This is a genomic window from uncultured Marivita sp. (genome assembly GCF_947488135.1).
In the GTDB taxonomy this organism is placed as follows: Bacteria; Pseudomonadota; Alphaproteobacteria; order Rhodobacterales; family Rhodobacteraceae; genus Marivita.
This window is the reverse complement of sequence record NZ_CANKYW010000002.1, coordinates 71,686-88,315: the sequence shown is the minus strand read 5'-3', so window position 1 is coordinate 88,315 and position 16,630 is coordinate 71,686. Positions and strand designations below refer to the sequence as shown.

17 protein-coding genes are annotated in these 16,630 nt (G+C 61.5%); 9 read left to right on the top strand and 8 right to left on the bottom strand.

Annotated features, from left to right (window positions below):
* Nucleotides 1-33: 33 nt before the first annotated feature.
* The 5 genes from Q1B16_RS07625 to Q1B16_RS07605 form a co-directional block, all read right to left on the bottom strand.
* On the bottom strand, nt 34-897 hold the full coding sequence (locus Q1B16_RS07625) for an EamA family transporter (protein WP_299786244.1): 864 nt from the start codon (nt 895-897) through the stop codon (nt 34-36).
* A gap of 81 nt (nt 898-978) precedes the next feature.
* Nucleotides 979-1,704: an acetoacetyl-CoA reductase gene (gene phbB, locus Q1B16_RS07620; protein WP_299786242.1), complete on the bottom strand. Its 726-nt coding sequence runs from the start codon at nt 1,702-1,704 to the stop codon at nt 979-981.
* A 16-nt stretch (nt 1,705-1,720) separates the two neighbouring features.
* Complete coding sequence (locus Q1B16_RS07615) at nt 1,721-2,563, bottom strand: patatin-like phospholipase family protein (RefSeq protein WP_299786240.1); 843 nt, start codon at nt 2,561-2,563, stop codon at nt 1,721-1,723.
* A gap of 51 nt (nt 2,564-2,614) precedes the next feature.
* A complete protein-coding gene (locus Q1B16_RS07610; RefSeq protein WP_299786238.1) occupies nt 2,615-3,790 on the bottom strand; it encodes an acetyl-CoA C-acetyltransferase in 1,176 nt (391 codons plus the stop codon).
* A gap of 189 nt (nt 3,791-3,979) precedes the next feature.
* Complete coding sequence (locus tag Q1B16_RS07605) at nt 3,980-4,807, bottom strand: EAL domain-containing protein (protein ID WP_299786236.1); 828 nt, start codon at nt 4,805-4,807, stop codon at nt 3,980-3,982.
* A gap of 228 nt (nt 4,808-5,035) precedes the next feature.
* On the opposite strand from Q1B16_RS07605, the gene rpsD reads away from it, so the two are divergent.
* The gene (gene rpsD / locus Q1B16_RS07600) at nt 5,036-5,656 is read left to right on the top strand and encodes a 30S ribosomal protein S4 (protein ID WP_299786234.1); all 621 of its coding nucleotides are present in this window, start codon (nt 5,036-5,038) and stop codon (nt 5,654-5,656) included.
* Nucleotides 5,657-5,804: 148 nt separating this feature from the next.
* Here rpsD and Q1B16_RS07595 read toward each other — a convergent pair whose 3' ends face one another.
* A complete protein-coding gene (locus Q1B16_RS07595) occupies nt 5,805-6,020 on the bottom strand; it encodes a DUF1127 domain-containing protein (protein ID WP_299786232.1) in 216 nt (71 codons plus the stop codon).
* A 218-nt stretch (nt 6,021-6,238) separates the two neighbouring features.
* Between Q1B16_RS07595 and Q1B16_RS07590 the strand changes: the two genes are divergently transcribed.
* From Q1B16_RS07590 to preA, 3 genes are read left to right on the top strand one after another with little or no spacing between them, the layout of a single operon-like run.
* A complete protein-coding gene (locus Q1B16_RS07590; RefSeq protein ID WP_299786230.1) occupies nt 6,239-7,564 on the top strand; it encodes an NAD(P)-dependent oxidoreductase in 1,326 nt (441 codons plus the stop codon).
* Nucleotides 7,564-8,355: a DNA-formamidopyrimidine glycosylase family protein gene (locus Q1B16_RS07585; RefSeq protein WP_299786228.1), complete on the top strand. Its 792-nt coding sequence runs from the start codon at nt 7,564-7,566 to the stop codon at nt 8,353-8,355. Before Q1B16_RS07590 ends, Q1B16_RS07585 begins: the two co-directional genes overlap by 1 nt.
* A 15-nt stretch (nt 8,356-8,370) precedes the next feature.
* On the top strand, nt 8,371-9,678 hold the full coding sequence (gene preA / locus Q1B16_RS07580) for an NAD-dependent dihydropyrimidine dehydrogenase subunit PreA (RefSeq protein WP_299786226.1): 1,308 nt from the start codon (nt 8,371-8,373) through the stop codon (nt 9,676-9,678).
* Nucleotides 9,679-9,864: 186 nt separating this feature from the next.
* Here preA and Q1B16_RS07575 read toward each other — a convergent pair whose 3' ends face one another.
* Complete coding sequence (locus tag Q1B16_RS07575) at nt 9,865-10,101, bottom strand: hypothetical protein (RefSeq protein WP_299786224.1); 237 nt, start codon at nt 10,099-10,101, stop codon at nt 9,865-9,867.
* A 48-nt stretch (nt 10,102-10,149) separates the two neighbouring features.
* On the bottom strand, nt 10,150-10,782 hold the full coding sequence (locus Q1B16_RS07570) for a TetR family transcriptional regulator C-terminal domain-containing protein (RefSeq protein WP_299786222.1): 633 nt from the start codon (nt 10,780-10,782) through the stop codon (nt 10,150-10,152).
* 171 nt (nt 10,783-10,953) lie between these two features.
* Between Q1B16_RS07570 and Q1B16_RS07565 the strand changes: the two genes are divergently transcribed.
* From Q1B16_RS07565 to Q1B16_RS07545, 5 genes are all read left to right on the top strand, one after another.
* Nucleotides 10,954-12,204 carry a Zn-dependent hydrolase gene (locus Q1B16_RS07565; RefSeq protein ID WP_299786220.1) on the top strand — a complete coding sequence of 417 codons (1,251 nt, stop codon included), beginning with the start codon at nt 10,954-10,956 and terminating at the stop codon, nt 12,202-12,204.
* An 81-nt stretch (nt 12,205-12,285) separates the two neighbouring features.
* Nucleotides 12,286-13,740, top strand: coding sequence for a dihydropyrimidinase (gene hydA / locus Q1B16_RS07560; RefSeq protein WP_299786218.1), 1,455 nt, complete (start codon nt 12,286-12,288; stop codon nt 13,738-13,740).
* Complete coding sequence (locus Q1B16_RS07555) at nt 13,740-14,561, top strand: ABC transporter ATP-binding protein (RefSeq protein ID WP_299786216.1); 822 nt, start codon at nt 13,740-13,742, stop codon at nt 14,559-14,561. The genes hydA and Q1B16_RS07555 overlap by 1 nt, the downstream gene beginning before the upstream one ends.
* A 261-nt stretch (nt 14,562-14,822) precedes the next feature.
* Nucleotides 14,823-15,755: an ABC transporter permease subunit gene (locus Q1B16_RS07550; RefSeq protein WP_299786214.1), complete on the top strand. Its 933-nt coding sequence runs from the start codon at nt 14,823-14,825 to the stop codon at nt 15,753-15,755.
* The gene (locus Q1B16_RS07545) at nt 15,752-16,600 is read left to right on the top strand and encodes an ABC transporter permease (RefSeq protein WP_299786211.1); all 849 of its coding nucleotides are present in this window, start codon (nt 15,752-15,754) and stop codon (nt 16,598-16,600) included. Before Q1B16_RS07550 ends, Q1B16_RS07545 begins: the two co-directional genes overlap by 4 nt.
* Nucleotides 16,601-16,630: the final 30 nt, after the last annotated feature.

Sequence of the window (16,630 nt, the reverse complement as noted above, 5' to 3'; positions counted from 1 at the left end):
GCTTCAGCGCGCCAATTTTGTGCGAATCTGCACCTAACCGCGACGCGACGCCAGCGCTGCGATCCCGGCTCCGACGGTGATCAGGACTGCCGCAACCACCAATTGCCACGACGCCTGTGCAAACCCCGCCACGATCAGGACAAGCGTGGACAAGAGCGGCGCGGCATAGCTCGCCACGCCCAGCACCTGGATGTCGCCCTTCTTCACCCCGATGTCCCAGACGTAGAACGCCAGCCCAACGGGACCAAGCCCAAGGGCCACAACCGACAGCCAGCCAAACCCGCTCTCTGGCCAGACCGTGGATTCGAACATCAGATGCGCCGGGACCGACAGGATCGCGGTAAGGACACAGAACACCGCCACCGCCTCGGTCGGGGTGGTGCCAAGGCGGCGCGACAGCACCGAATAGCTGCTCCATGTCAGTGCACAGAGACCCGCAAGGATCAAACCGGGCGTCGCTGCGGCATCGAAGCTGAATCCGTTGCGCAAAACGATCAGCGCTGCCCCGGCGAACGACACCAACGCGCCGATGATATGCCCCGCCCGCAGCCGTTCCCCGGGCAACAGACCTGAAAACAGCACGATGAACAGCGGCCAGAGATAGGCAATCAGCCCCGCCTCGGCGGGCGGCGCTAATCTCAAAGCCGAATAATAGAGCGCGTGATAGCCGAACAACCCTGCGGTCCCGAAGGCGTAGACGGTCCACGGCACCAATCGCAGCACCGAAACGCGCCCGCGCACAAGCACCCAGATCACACCCACCGCACCGCCGATGGCAAAGGTCAACGCATTCAGCAGGAAAGGCGGCACCGGATCGGACCCTGCCGTGAACAGCGCCAGAAGCGCCCAAAGCAGGACGGCGATGAACCCGATACTGGTCGCGGCGGTGCGTGTCATGAAGGCTCCGCTATACCGCGCCCAGACAAAAGAAAAGGCCCGCGCAACTGGCGGGCCTTTCCGAATAACAGCGATACGGGATCAGACGAAGAACTGCGCCCCGTTCGCCGAAATCGTCGAGCCGTTGATGAAGCCCGCATCGTCGGACGCAAGGAAGGTCACGCAGCGCGCGATCTCTTCCGGCTCACCCAGACGGCCCGCCGGGATCTGCGGGATGATCTTGGAATTCAGAACCTCTTCCGGGATCGCGCGGACCATTTCGGTGCCGATATAGCCGGGGCAGATCGCGTTGGCGGTGATGCCTGCGCGCGCGCCTTCCTGCGCCAGCGATTTGATGATGCCCAGATCGCCCGCCTTGGTCGCCGCATAGTTGACCTGGCCGAACTGGCCTTTCTGCCCGTTGATCGAGGAGATCACGATCACGCGGCCGAACTTGCGCTCGCGCATCCCAGGCCAGACGGGGTGGACCGTGTTGAACACGCCGGTGAGGTTGGTGTCGATCACCTCTTTCCACGCCTCGGGCGTCATCTTGTGGAACGGCGCATCGCGGGTGATGCCCGCATTGGCGACAACCACGTCGATGGGGCCCAGATCGGCTTCGACCTTGGCGATGCCCTCTTTGGAGGCGTCGTAATCGGCCACGTTCCACTTGTAGGTCTTGATGCCGGTTTCCTCGGTGAAGGCGGCGGCTTTCTCATCGTTGCCGGCATAGGTGGCCGCAACCTCATAGCCTTCTGCCTTGAGCGCCTTTGAAATTGCTTCACCGATACCGCGGCTGCCGCCGGTGACGAGTGCTACACGTGCCATGGGAAAATCTCCTCCGTTATTTGGTCTGGTTCAGGGTTTCGAGATACGATCGACCGTCCGCCTCACCACAAGACCATGTGTCTCGCAGCTTGGCAGGGTCTGTAAAGTCAATCTTGTCGACCGGGCAGGGCTCGGACGGTTCAAGATAGGTGCGTCCCGGCACGGGCGTGAGGCCGCTGTAGTGCCGGGTCAGCAGGATCAAGGTGTCGCCCTCATCCGGGTCGGGCATGGGGGCCTGGTCGGCCATGCCGCCATCGATGACCGGGCGTCCCTCCCATTCGGGCGGTTCGAACACCGGCGGGATGACGGCGGCGGCGGCGACCAGATCTGTCAGGGTGCCATCCCGTGCCGCCTTGCGCGCATCGACGCGCGACGTGCCAAGGCCGATCTTTTGCGCCCAGTTGAAATGCGGCGACGCGATGCTGTGCAACTCTGCTTCGTAGGCCAGCGTCGCGGCGGTGCCCGACAGCTTGGGCAAACCCGAAAGAGGCGGATGGCCCAGCAATATCGTCAGCGACGGACCATCTACGATCTGCTGCCGTGCGGCCTCGTCCAATACCTCTTCGACGCATTGCCGATACAGACGTTGATGCGGGGTCAGGCCGTCGTCTTCGAAACTGTCCCAAGCCACATTGGACTCATTCTCGGCGAACGCTTCGCACATCCGTTCGAGCATTTGCGGACCCCGGCGCGCGACGAAACAACATGCCGACAGCGCGCCGCCCGACACGCCGGTGATGCGATCCGGCGCAAGCCCGATTTCATCGCGCACGACGTCCAGAAAACCGCCTTGCCAGAAACACCGCAGGCCGCCGCCGGAAAACACCAGCTGGTCGAAGGAGGGCACAGTTTCGGTCATGAAAAAGAAAAAAAGGCCCGGACCGCGCTCGTGCGGGTCCGGGCCGTCAGATCAGGGGCGTTCGACGCAGAGCGCCACGCCCATGCCGCCGCCGATGCAGAGGGTCGCAAGACCCTTCTTGGCGTCGCGGCGCTGCATTTCGAACAGCAGCGTGTTGAGAACGCGGGCACCGGATGCGCCGATCGGGTGGCCGATGGCGATCGCGCCGCCATTCACGTTCACGATTTCCGGATCCCAGCCCATGTCCTTGTTCACGGCGCAGGCTTGCGCGGCGAAGGCTTCGTTCGCTTCCACGAGGTCCAGATCGCCAACCGACCAACCGGCCTTTTCCAGCGCCTTGCGCGAAGCGTAGATCGGGCCGACACCCATGATCGATGGATCAAGACCGGCGGTCGCGTAGGATGCGATGCGGGCCATCGGCGTGATTCCGCGCTTCTGCGCGTTTTCTTCGCTCATCAGCAGCACACCCGCCGCGCCGTCGTTCAGGCCCGAGGCGTTCGCTGCCGTGACCGACCCGTCCTTGGTGAAGGCCGGGCGCAGTTTCTGCATCGCCTCCATCGTTGCGCCGTGGCGGATGTATTCATCCTTGTCGACCACGGTATCGCCCTTGCGACCCTTGACGGTAAAGGCGATCACCTCGTCATCGAACTTGCCCGCCTTTTGCGCCGCTTCGGCCTTGTTCTGCGAAGCGACGGCGAATTCGTCCTGCTGATCGCGGCTGATCTGCCACTTCTCGGCGACGTTCTCGGCGGTCTGACCCATGTGATAACCGTTGAAGGCATCCCACAAACCATCGCGGATCATGGTGTCGATGTACTTCATATCGCCCATCTTGTGACCCTGACGCAGGTTCGCAGCGTGGGGCGACATGGACATGTTTTCCTGACCGCCGGCGCAGACAATCTCGGCATCGCCCAGCAGGATATGCTGTGCGCCCAATGCGACCGCGCGAAGGCCCGAACCGCACACCTGGTTGATTCCCCAGGCCGAGCTTTCCTGCGGGAAGCCTGCGTTGATATGCGCTTGGCGCGCCGGGTTCTGGCCCTGCGCGGCCGTGAGAACCTGACCGAGGATCGTTTCGGAGACGGCCTCTTTTTCGACACCGGCGCGTTCGACCAGCGCGTTCAGAACGGCTGTGCCAAGATCATGTGCGGGTGTGTTTGCGAAAGAGCCGCCGAACGACCCAACGGCCGTACGTGCGGCGGATGCGATAACGACGTTGGTCATATGTCCCTCCACCAAAGTCATGGTCCAGTAGTGATTCCACGGCGATTATCGCGTATTTGCGGCCGCGGCCCCAGACCTCTTCTGGCGCCCTCCTAAAGCAACGGTGGACCAAGGCATACCGGACAGGGTGTCTCAGGCCTGTTTCGCATGGCGGGATTGACCTAGCGTCATGGCGGGTCGGCCCCGCCGTTAATGCATGTTCCACTTCGGGGGGATCGGCCGCCACGGCGGATCGACGGTGGGAGCCCCGAAATAGTAGCCTTGCAAGAAATCCACCCCGAGATCGGCAAGTGTCTGCCCGTCGGGCGAGGATTCGACACATTCGGCGACAGTGAACATATCGAATTGCTGTGCAATCGCGAGAATGGCGCGGGTGAGGACCTGGTTGTCGGGGTCGGTCGCGATCCCGCGGATGAATTGTCCGTCGATCTTCAGGATATCGAACTGGAATTCTCGCAGGTATCGCAGCGCGGTATATCCCGCGCCGAAATCATCGAGCGCAAAGCTGATGCCCCGCCGCCGCAAATCGCGCATCGCCTGCACCACCAGTTCAGGCACCAGCATCGCGGACGCCTCGGTGATTTCGAGGATCAGCCGTCCGGCGGCCGAAGGGTCGCGGGACAGTCCGCGATCCAGCACCTTGCGCCATTTCGGATAGCCGACGGATCGCGCCGACAGGTTGATGGCCAGCCGGATGTCCGGATTGTGCAGAAGCGTGCGCAACCCGTGTTCAAGCGACAAGCAATCCAGAAGCCTGCCGCTTTCGCGTTCTTCGACCAGATCGATGAACTGTGCCGCCGGGATGATCCGCCCGGTCGGATCGGTGACGCGGACAAGCCCCTCATAAAAGGCGATGTGATCCTGCCGCTGCGCCTGGACCACGGGCTGAAAGGCAAGCCGCACCTCCCTGTGGTGGACGGCGTCTTCGACCATTGCGAGAATACCGCGATCCCGCGTCAGAACTGCGGCATCCAGGGGTGAAGGGCCAAGTGTCTTGCGAACTGCGCGCTGGGTCATGCAACCATCCCGTCTTGTGGTCGCAGCACTCTGCACGATGGCCCTTAAACAAGGTTTAATGCGCCTCGGAAGATCGCGTGTTGACTCTGCCGGGACCGGACGTATAAGCGCGGCTTCATTGGTGTTGGTGGCCCCCGCAAGGGGATGCCTGTCATGGGTTTCGCACCCAAGAGGACAACGCCCTTCATAGTCGCCTTTCGGGGCGTCGTCCCAAGAAGGAGATCAGCCGTGACCAAACGCACGTCTGCCAAGTACAAAATCGACCGCCGGATGGGCGAAAACATCTGGGGTCGTCCGAAATCCCCGGTCAACCGTCGTGAATACGGCCCCGGTCAGCATGGCCAGCGCCGGAAGGGCAAAATGTCCGACTTCGGCCTCCAGCTTCGCGCCAAGCAGAAGCTCAAGGGCTATTACGGTGATCTGACCGAAAAGCAGTTCCGCCGCATCTATGCCGAAGCCGAGCGTCTGCGCGGCGACACTGGCGAACAGCTGATCGGCCTGCTCGAGCGTCGTCTGGACGCCGTCGTCTACCGTGCCAAGTTCGTCGCGACCGTCTTTGCAGCGCGTCAGTTCGTGAACCACGGTCACGTTCTGGTCAACGGCCAGCGCGTCAACATCCCGTCCTACCGCGTGAAGGAAGGCGACGTGATCGAGGTCCGCGAGAAGTCCAAGCAGATGACCGCACTTCTCGAAGCCGTCCAACTGCCCGAGCGTGACGTTCCCGACTACCTCGAAGTCGACCACTCCAAGATGACGGCAACTTTTGTCCGCACACCGGGTCTCAGCGATGTGCCTTACCCGGTGATGATGGAACCGAACCTCGTCATCGAATATTACGCCCAGAACTGATCCGGGCTGTCGTACGGTTCGGCCGTACGATCCGTACATTCCAAAGCCGTCCCTTGGGGGCGGCTTTTTTCGTTCTGTGACCTGGCCAAAGAAAAAGGCCGCGCGAGATGCGCAGCCCTTTTTCCGATCGGATTTTCGGTGGACCCGATTACATCCAGTACAGATCGCGGAACACGTGACGCACGATGTCTTCGCGCTTGATGCCTTTTTCCGCCAGTGTTTCGTCGGACAGCGCCTGAAGACGCTCGACTTCGCGCACGCGCGAATTGGCTTCTGCGATCTGGTTCACTCCGCGTGTCAGGCCGTCGAACAGGCTCGAGAAAAAGCCGCGCTTTTCTCCTTGGTATGTCTGAGTAAGTGCCATGATATGCCCTTGCATTGCTCATTTTTTGCTCATTCACATCTAAGCCGTTGAAAACACGTTGAGTAGTTCCGGATTGGCATACCCGCCAATCCCTGAACGCATAACGCCGCAGCGCAGCATTCGCCGGAAAGCCGAGTTTCCAAAATTTTACCAGTTGATAAAATTTTTGACCCGTGAGAGCGTTTGACCAAGGATCAAGCTGACTTCGGAGTGTGAAGATGGACGCCAGAGCTTTGAAAGAAGGGATCGTTTCAGGCCGGTTGGACCCCGATGCGCTCAGCGCGGGCTTCGCCGACCTGCACGCGCCGCTTGGCGATCACGAGGCCTTGGTGGCCGCCGATCGCTGCTATTTCTGTCACGATGCGCCTTGTATCACCGCGTGCCCGACGGAAATCGACATCCCGCTCTTCATCCGCCAAATCGCCACGGGCACCCCCGAAGCAGCGGCCAAGACGATCCTGACGCAGAACATCATGGGCGGCATGTGCGCCCGCGTCTGCCCGACGGAAACCCTGTGCGAACAAGCCTGCGTGCGCGAGGCCGCCGAGGGTGAGCCGGTGCAGATCGGGCGGCTTCAACGCTACGCCACCGACACGCTGATGGCGCAAAACGTGCATCCGTTCTCCCGGGCGGCTCCGACCGGCAAACGTGTCGCCGTTGTCGGGGCCGGTCCGGCGGGCCTTGCCTGTGCGCACCGCCTGGCGATGCACGGGCATGATGTTGTCGTCTTCGACGCGCGCCCCAAGGCGGGCGGGCTCAACGAATACGGAATCGCGGCCTACAAGAGTACCGAGGATTTCGCCGCGCGCGAGGTGGACTGGCTGCTCAAGATCGGCGGCATCGAGATCCGCAACAATATGGCGCTGGGTCGCGACGTTCAAATGGCCGATCTTCAGGCCGAATATGATGCGGTGTTTCTCGGCATGGGCCTCGGAGGTGTGAACGCCTTGACCGCGCCGGGATCGGACAAGGACGGCGTTCTGGACGCGGTGGATTTCATCGCCGACCTGCGGCAAGCCACGGATCTGAGCACGCTCCCAGTGGGGCGCGACGTGGTGGTGATCGGTGGCGGTATGACGGCGGTGGATGCCGCGGTGCAATCGAAACTGCTGGGCGCGTTGAACGTCACCATCGTCTACCGGCGCGGCAAGGACCGCATGAACGCGAGCATCTGGGAACAGGACCTGGCGGCGGCCAAGGGTGTGCGGATCATCACCAACGCCTCTCCGGTCGCTGTGCATGGCAACGGGTCAGTGCGGGAAATCGAGTTCGAGTTCACCGATGACGACCTGAAGCCGACCGGCCAGACCTTCCGTCTTGCTGCCGATCAGGTGTTCAAGGCCATCGGTCAGACGCTGACGGGGGATGACCTTCCCGATCTTGACGGGCGCAAGATCGCCGTGACGGGTCCGGGGCGCACCTCGGTCAAGGGCGTCTGGGCCGGCGGGGATTGCGCGGCCGGGGGTGAAGACCTGACCGTGACCGCCGTGGCCGAAGGGCGTGATGCGGCAGAGGATATTCACGCCGCGCTGACGTCCGGCTGATGCCGGAACTGCCCGAATGCGAAGCGGCGCGCAAACGCATCGCGGCGGGCGCTTTGAACCGAACGATCGAGGGATTTGCCTTGGGTGAAGTGAGCCATGTTGAATTGCCGACCGAGAGCGAGCGGAAGCGCTTGATCGGCACGCAATTCACGCGCACGCGACGGCACGGGAAGTACATCTTCGTCGGCTCGGTCGGTGGGCCTTGGCTGCACATCCATCTTGGCATGTCGGGATCGGTCCGCGTGATGGACACCGCAGACCCGCCAGCGGATTACGTCCGATTCACCGTGGAATTCGAGGGCGGCACCTGTCTGCATTTCCGCGACCCGCGCAAGTTCGGTCGGATCGAGCTGGTCGAGGATGTGGATGCGTTTATCGCGGACAAGGAGCTTGGCCCGGACGCGCTCGAGATGGGGGATAATGCCTTTGCCGAGGTTATCGGCAAGACCCGTGGTGCGATCAAATCGGCTCTGCTTAGCCAGAAGAAACTGGCGGGCATGGGTAATCTCTGGGCGGACGAGTCGCTTTATCGCAGCGGGATCGATCCGGAGACGCGGGCGGACACTCTGAGCAGCGATCGGGTACAGACGCTCCACAAGGAACTGCGCCATGTCTTGCAGGCAGTTGTCGATACGGATGCCGAGTACGGGCAACTGCCGGACGCATGGTTGATTCACCACCGCAGCGACGGCGACGCCTGCACGCGATGCGACGGCACGATTTCGAAGAAAACCGTAGGGGGACGCACGTCCTATTTCTGCCCGGACCACCAGGTCGGGACATCACAATGAGACTGGGAGGGCCCAATGGCTGATCTGACGACTGACTTTGTGGGCATCAAAAGCCCGAACCCGTTCTGGCTCGCTTCCGCGCCGCCGACGGATAAGGAATACAACGTTCGCCGCGCCTTCGAGGCCGGATGGGGCGGTGTGGTCTGGAAGACGTTGGGCGAGGCGGGTCCGCCCGTCGTGAACGTCAACGGACCGCGCTATGGTGCGATCTGGGGTGCGGACCGGCGACTGCTCGGGTTGAACAACATTGAGCTGATTACGGACCGTCCGCTGGAGGTGAACCTGCGCGAGATCAAGGCGGTCAAGCGGGACTACCCCGACCGAGCAATGGTCGTGTCTCTCATGGTGCCCTGCGAAGAGCAGGCGTGGAAGGCGATCCTACCACTCGTGGAAGAGACCGGTGCCGATGGCGTGGAGCTCAACTTCGGCTGCCCGCACGGCATGTCCGAACGCGGGATGGGCTCCGCCGTGGGGCAGGTGCCCGAGTACATCGAAATGGTCACGCGATGGGTGAAGCAAAACACGCGGATGCCCTGTATCGTCAAACTTACACCGAACATCACCGATATCCGCAAACCGGCCATGGCGGCCCATGCGGGTGGAGCGGATGCGGTGAGCCTGATCAACACGATCAACTCGATCACGTCGGTCGATCTGGACCTGTTCGCGCCCGAACCGACGATCGACGGCAAAGGTGCGCATGGCGGCTATTGCGGGCCTGCGGTGAAGCCTATCGCGCTCAACATGGTGGCCGAGATCGCGCGGTCCCCCGAGATGCGCGGGCTGCCGATCTCGGGGATCGGCGGGGTCACGACCTGGAAGGATGCCGCCGAGTTCATGGCGCTGGGCGCCGGAAACGTGCAGGTTTGCACGGCTGCCATGACCTACGGGTTCAAGATCGTGCAAGAGATGATCTCGGGTCTGTCGCAATATCTGGACGAGAAGGGCATGTCCTCGACCGCCGATCTCGTCGGGCGGGCGGTGCCGAATGTGAGCGATTGGCAGAACCTGAACCTGAATTACGTGACCAAGGCGCGGATCGATCAGGATCTGTGTATCGCGTGCGGTCGCTGCTATGCGGCGTGTGAGGACACGTCTCACCAGGCGATTGCGATGTCAGAGGACCGGGTGTTCACCGTCAAGGATGACGAATGCGTGGCCTGCAATCTGTGTGTGAATGTCTGTCCTGTCGAGGACTGTATCACGATGGAAGAACTGGCTGCAGGGGTTATAGACGAGCGGACAGGGCAGCCTGTGCCGGCGGAGCATGGGGACTGGACGACCCATCCGAACAACCCTGCCGTGGCGCAGGCAGCAGAGTAAGGCTTGAGGGAGCTTTCTGCACGCGCTTAACAGAATTTTATGGGATGCCATGAGAATCTTCGTACGAAGATTCTCATGGCATCCCATAAAATTCTGGAAACGCGTGGACGTGGTTGCATACCCAAGAAGGTGCCCGCAAATAGCTTTGTTCAGGGAATGTAGAGACCTTTGATGCAGAGGAATGGATTACCCGATGCGGGTGATTGGCCTTGAATGACACACGATCAGGTAGTCCGTGCCCACATCGAAAAGCTGGAATCCCCGCGCCTGTACCTCTGCCCGAAGGAGGGTCAGCCCGACCTCGCGGTGTATCGCACCTTTCTTGCGACGGACAACGCCCTGACGGCGCACGGCTTCCGCGCTGAACAGCTGGTCACGCCAACCGGGATTGTAGGCAGTGGGCGACTCGAAGGGATAATGCATCGACATATCCGCAGTTTTTACCAAGACAGTTAATCCCCGGTAAAACTCCTACGGCGTCAGCACTTTGCGGAACATCGCCTCAACGAACGCCTCTGCACCCCGTGCACGCTTGTCATCGCCCGGCAGAAGCACCGCGATCTGCGCTTCGAAATCCGCGTAGTGCTGTGTCACTGCCCAAATCGAAAAGATCAGGTGCGCGGGGTGCATTTGCGCCAGTTTGCCTTCGGTCATCCAACGGTTGATGATACCGCATTGCCGGTCGAAAAGCGGCTTCAGCGTGCTTTCGAGATGCGGCAACATGCGTGGTGCGCCCTGGACGATTTCATTCGCGAAAAGGCGGGATTCGCGCGGGTAGAGCCGACTCATCTCCATCTTGCGGCGAATATATCCCATCATCTCTTCAAGCGGATCGCCGTCCGGGTCCATCGCGTCGAGCGGGCTCAGCCACTCCTCCATCAGCGTGTTCAGAAGATCGATATGGATCGCCTCCTTGCTGTCGAAATAGTAGATCAGGTTGGGTTTGTGCATCCCGCAGGCGTCCGCGATTTGGTCGAGCGTGGTGCCGCGAAATCCGTGAGTGGCAAACAGACCAAGCGCGGCGTCCCGAATGCGCTGGCGGTTTTCGGTCTGGATGCGGCTGGGCTTTCGGGCGGTGCTGGTCACAGGCGGTCTCACTCTCATGCTTGATTTGCAGGCATGGTTTCCTGACGATGGCCTGCTCGGAACTCCTCATCCAAGATCATACCTTGACAGCTTGGGGGCACGTTGCAATCGTAACTTTACCAAATGGTAAAAAACTTGAGGGCGCGGTGCACGCGCTCCGCACGGCGACCAGCGGCGAGGGGAAAAGGGATGGCAGCACCCGGAGAAAATCTGCGGATCAATGGCGACCGCCTGTGGGACAGTCTCATGGAGATGGCGAAAATCGGTCCGGGCGTGGCGGGCGGCAACAACCGGCAGACCTTGACCGACGAAGACGCCGAGGGCCGCGCGCTGTTCCAGAAATGGTGCGAGGATGCAGGCTGCACGATGGGTGTCGACGAGATCGGCAACATGTTCGCCCGGCGCGAGGGGACGGATCCCGCCGCGCTTCCGGTCTACGTCGGATCACACCTCGACACGCAACCGACGGGCGGCAAATACGACGGCGTTCTAGGCGTTCTTGGCGGGTTGGAAATCCTGCGGTCTCTCAATGATCTCGGGATCAAGACCAAGCATCCCATTGTGGTGACCAACTGGACCAACGAGGAAGGCACACGCTTTGCGCCTGCGATGCTGGCTTCGGGTGTCTTTGCGGGCAAGCACGACCTGCAATGGGCCTATGATCGCGAGGATGCCAAAGGGAAACGCTTTGGCGATGAGCTTGAACGGATCGGATGGAAGGGCGACGAGAAGGTCGGCGACCGCAAGATGCATGCCTTTTTCGAGTTGCACATCGAACAGGGACCGATTCTGGAGGCCGAGGGCAAGGATATCGGCGTGGTCACGCACGGGCAGGGCCTGCGTTGGATCGAATGCACGGTGACCGGCAAGGAAAGCCACACCGGATCGACACCGATGCACATGCGCAAGAACGCGGGGCGCGGTCTCGCGCTCATCACCGAGCTGGTGCAAGAGATCGCGATGAAGAACCAACCCAATGCAGTTGGCGCCATCGGGCATATCGACATCTATCCCAACAGCCGCAACATCATTCCCGGCAAAGCCGTTTTCACGGTCGATCTGCGGACGCACCTTCTCGACAAGCTCAATGCGATGGTGGACGAATTCATGGAACGCGCGCCGAAGCTGTGTGAAGAGATCGGGGTCAGCTTCGAGTCGCATATCGTCGGACAGTTCGACCCGCCCGCGTTCGACGAACAATGCGTGGCCGCCATCCGCGATGCGGCGGAACGGCTGGGCTACAGCCATATGGATATCGTGTCGGGGGCCGGACACGACGCGTGCTGGATCAACGATGTCGCACCGACGGCGATGGTTATGTGCCCGTGTGTCGACGGGCTGTCGCACAATGAGGCGGAAGAGATCTCCAAGGAGTGGGCGACGGCGGGAACGGATGTTCTGTTCCACGCGGTCGTCGAGACGGCGGAGATCGTCAGTTGAGCGAGGGCACTGCGCTTTTGCGCGGCGCGACCCTCCCAATATGTTTTTGAACCAGAGAAGATCAGGACCACGGAGAAACCCATGACCACAGTCATCAAGAACGGAACGGTTGTCACAGCGGACCTGACCTACGAGGCGGATGTCGCCATCGACAACGGGGTCATCACCGAGATCGGTCCGAACCTGAAAGGCGACGAGGAACTGGACGCCACCGGCTGCTACGTGATGCCCGGCGGGATCGATCCGCATACGCATCTCGAGATGCCGTTTATGGGCACCTATTCCTCGGATGATTTCGAAAGCGGCACGCGCGCGGCTTTGGCGGGCGGGACCACGATGGTGGTGGACTTCGCTTTGCCCTCCCCGGGGCAGGGCCTCTTCGACGCGCTCCAGATGTGGGACAACAAATCGACCCGCGCCAATTGCGACTACTCGTTTCACATGGCCGTCACCTGGTGGGGCGAGCAGGTGTTCAACGAGATGGAGAGCGTGATCAAGGATCGCGGCATCAACACGTTCAAGCATTTCATGGCCTACAAAGGCGCGCTCATGGTCAATGACGATGAGCTTTACGCGTCGTTCAGCCGTCTGGCCGAGCTGGGCGGGATCGCGATGGTTCACGCCGAGAACGGGGACGTGGTTGCCGAACTGACGGCAAAGCTTCTGGCCGCAGGCAACAACGGACCCGAGGGGCACGCATATTCGCGGCCAACGCAGGTCGAGGGCGAGGCGACGAACCGCGCGATCATGATTGCCGACATGGCGGGTGTGCCGCTTTACGTCGTGCACACCTCTTGCGAGGAGGCACATGAGGCCATCCGCCGGGCCAAGATGCAGGGCAAGCGGGTTTGGGGAGAGCCACTCATTCAGCACCTGACGCTCGATGAAAGCGAATATTTCAATAAGGATTGGGACCACGCCGCCCGTCGCGTGATGTCGCCGCCCTTCCGCAACAAACAGCACCAGGATAGCCTCTGGGCCGGTCTGCAATCAGGGTCGCTGTCGGTGGTGGCCACGGACCATTGCGCCTTTACCACGGAACAGAAGCGGTTTGGCGTTGGCGATTTCTCGAAGATCCCGAACGGGACCGGCGGCTTGGAAGACAGGATGCCCATGCTCTGGACGCATGGGGTGGAAACCGGGCGGCTGACGCCCAATGAGTTCGTCGCGGTGACCTCGACCAATATCGCGAAGATCCTGAACTGCTATCCCAAGAAGGGCGCAGTTCTGGTCGGCGCGGATGCCGATCTCGTGGTCTGGGATCCGAAGAAGGAAAAGACGATCTCGGCGAGCTCGCAGCAATCGGCCATCGATTACAACGTGTTCGAAGGGCAGCATGTCAAAGGCCTGCCACGCTTCACGCTCACCCGCGGGCATGTGGCGATCCACGACGGCGAGGTGCGCACGCAGGAAGGGCATGGCCAGTTCGTCAAGCGGCCGGGCAATGGAACGGTCAACCGCGCGCTGTCGACGTGGAAGGAGCTGACGGCGCCGCGTCCGGTCGAGCGGACCGGCATCCCTGCGACGGGGGTTTGATGCTCGATACGGCAGAGGCCCCGGTCGTGAACCGGGGCGCGACAACCCCCGTGATTTCGGCGAAGTCGCTGGATCTGACGTTCCAGACCAATGACGGCCCGGTGCATGCGCTCTCCGGCATTGATCTCGACATCGGTAAGGGAGAATTCGTCAGTTTCATCGGCCCGTCGGGATGTGGCAAGACCACTTTCTTGCGCTGCATCGCGGCACTCGAGGCGCCGACAGGCGGCACTTTGACCGTCAACGGTATGACGCCGGACGAAGCGCGGCGCGCGCGGGCCTATGGGTATGTGTTCCAGGCCGCAGGACTTTATCCCTGGCGGACGATCGAGAAGAACATCGCGCTGCCGCTGGAGATCATGGGCTATTCGAGGGCCGAACAGGATGCGCGGATCGCGCGCGTGCTGGACCTCGTCGAACTGTCGAACTTCGGCAAGAAATATCCGTGGCAATTGTCGGGCGGGATGCAGCAGCGCGCGTCGATCGCGCGGGCATTGGCGTTCGACGCAGACATTCTACTGATGGATGAGCCGTTCGGGGCGCTCGACGAGATCGTGCGCGATCACCTGAACGAGCAGCTCCTGGAGCTCTGGGCGCGAACGGAAAAGACGATCGGGTTTGTGACCCATTCGATCCCCGAAGCGGTTTACCTGTCGACCAAGATCGTCGTCATGAGCCCGCGTCCGGGTCGGATCACCGACATCATCGAAAGCCCGCTGCCGAAAAAACGCCCCCTCGACATTCGCGATACACCGGAGTTCCTGCAAATCGCGCATCGCGTGCGCGAAGGGCTGCGGGCAGGCCATGCCTATGACGATTGATGCTTATCCTTCTGTTAAGGTTAACGCGCGCACGGCGCGGGAGACATCGGGCGCCCTCTGCCCCCCGCAACCGGCCTGCGCTTGGTTTAAGGACGCAGGTCCCTTCATCGTCCACGGTCATCGGCTTGCCAGCCTGTACCGCGGGAATATGAGACCACCCAATCCTTTCATTGTTCTTAAAATATGCAATTCCTGCACGTTTTGGCTGGCGAAGGTGTTTGCATATTTGTGGAACAATGAAGCGGTATCGGGGCGCGCGGGATGAGGTCGCTGTTTCCCATCCTTGCGGTATTGGCGGCATTGGTCGCATTTTGGTACGCGGCGGTTGCGCCGATGAACATTCGCGGGGCGCTGGATGTGGCGGAGCGGTCTGGGACAGAGGTCGTTCCGGCGGAATCGCGCGCGCGGTTCGAGCAGTCCATCTGGCGGTTGATGGTCAACAACCCCGAGCATATCGCCTTGGGTTACAGCTTGGACCGTCCGCGCCTGCCGACGCCCGTGCAAGTCGGATCCGAGCTTTGGAAAACGACCGGCGAGATGGCGCTGAACGGTCGGCCGATGTCGAAACGGTCGCTGATCTATCACGGCTGGATCACGCTGCAATCGACGCTTTGGGGGTTTGCTCTGGGCACGGTCCTTGGCATGGCAGGGGCGATTGCGATCGTCTATAGCCGGGTCGTGAATATGAGCCTGATGCCGTGGGCCATCATCAGTCAAACGGTCCCGATTGTCGCGCTGGCGCCGATGATCATTGTGCTGTCGAGCCAGGTGGGGATCGAAGGGCGCACGGTCCCGAAGGCGATCATTTCGGCCTACCTGTGTTACTTCCCGGTATTGGTCGGCATGGTCAAAGGGCTGCGGTCGCCCGGCGCGGCGCAGCTTGATCTGCTCAAGACCTATTCGGCCTCGGGGTTGCAGGCGTTCCTGAAGCTGCGGTTGCCCGCCTCGATGCCCTATCTTTTCACATCGCTCAAGATCGGGATCGCGGCCGCTTTGGTGGGCACCATTGTGGGCGAATTGCCCACGGGGGCGATCTCGGGTCTGGGCGCGCGCATTCTGATCGGAGATCAGTTCGGCACGCCGCTGGCCATCTGGGCGGCGCTCTTTGCGGCGGCCATCCTTGCCGGGGTTCTGGTGACGCTGCTTGACCTGATGCAACGCATCACCTTGCGGCGGATGGGGATGCAGGCATGATCTGGCTCATCTTCGCTCTCGTGTTCTGGATCGGTGCCTGGGGGCTGAACGCTTATCTGGCCAATTCCCGCTGGCGAGGGTCACGGGTTGTGCGGGTGTTCATCCCGGTGCTTTTCGGCGTGACGCTGATCGTGCTTTGGGAAGGAATTGTACGCGGGTTCGGTGTGTCACCTGTGATCCTGCCTGCGCCGTCGGACGTGGCGCAGACCTTTGCCGCGTCGACCGACATCCTTTGGGAAGACTTCCAGCAGACCGTTTTGAAAGGCGCGCTGGCAGGATTTGTCATCGGGGTGGCGGCGGCATTCTTGACCGCTATCCTGATCGACCGGTCTGCTTTCCTGACCCAGGGGTTGCTCCCCATCGGGAATTTCGTGGCAGCCCTTCCGATCATCGGCATCGCGCCCATTCTGGTCAGCTGGTTCGGGTTCGACTGGCAGTCCAAGGCCGCGGTTGTCGTCGTGATGGTGTTCTTCCCAATCCTCGTAAACACGGTTCAGGGCCTGCGCGAAACCGACGCGATGCAGCGCGACCTGATGCGCACCTACGCCGCGAGTTATTTGGACACGCTCATCAAATTGCGCCTGCCGGCGGCGCTCCCGTTCGTTTTCAACGGGCTGAAGATTGCGACAACGCTTGCTTTGATCGGGGCAATCGTTGCTGAGTATTTCGGCTCACCGACTCGCGGGATGGGGTTTCGAATTTCAACCGGTGTCGGCAGCCTGTCGATCGACCTCGTCTGGGCCGAAATCGCCGTTTCGGCGATGGCCGGCACGGCGTTTTACGGGTTGGTGGCCTGGTTGGAAAAGCGCGTGACGTTCTGGCACCCGTCGCATCGCGGACACTAAAAATGACAAACGACAACATGGAGGTAACAC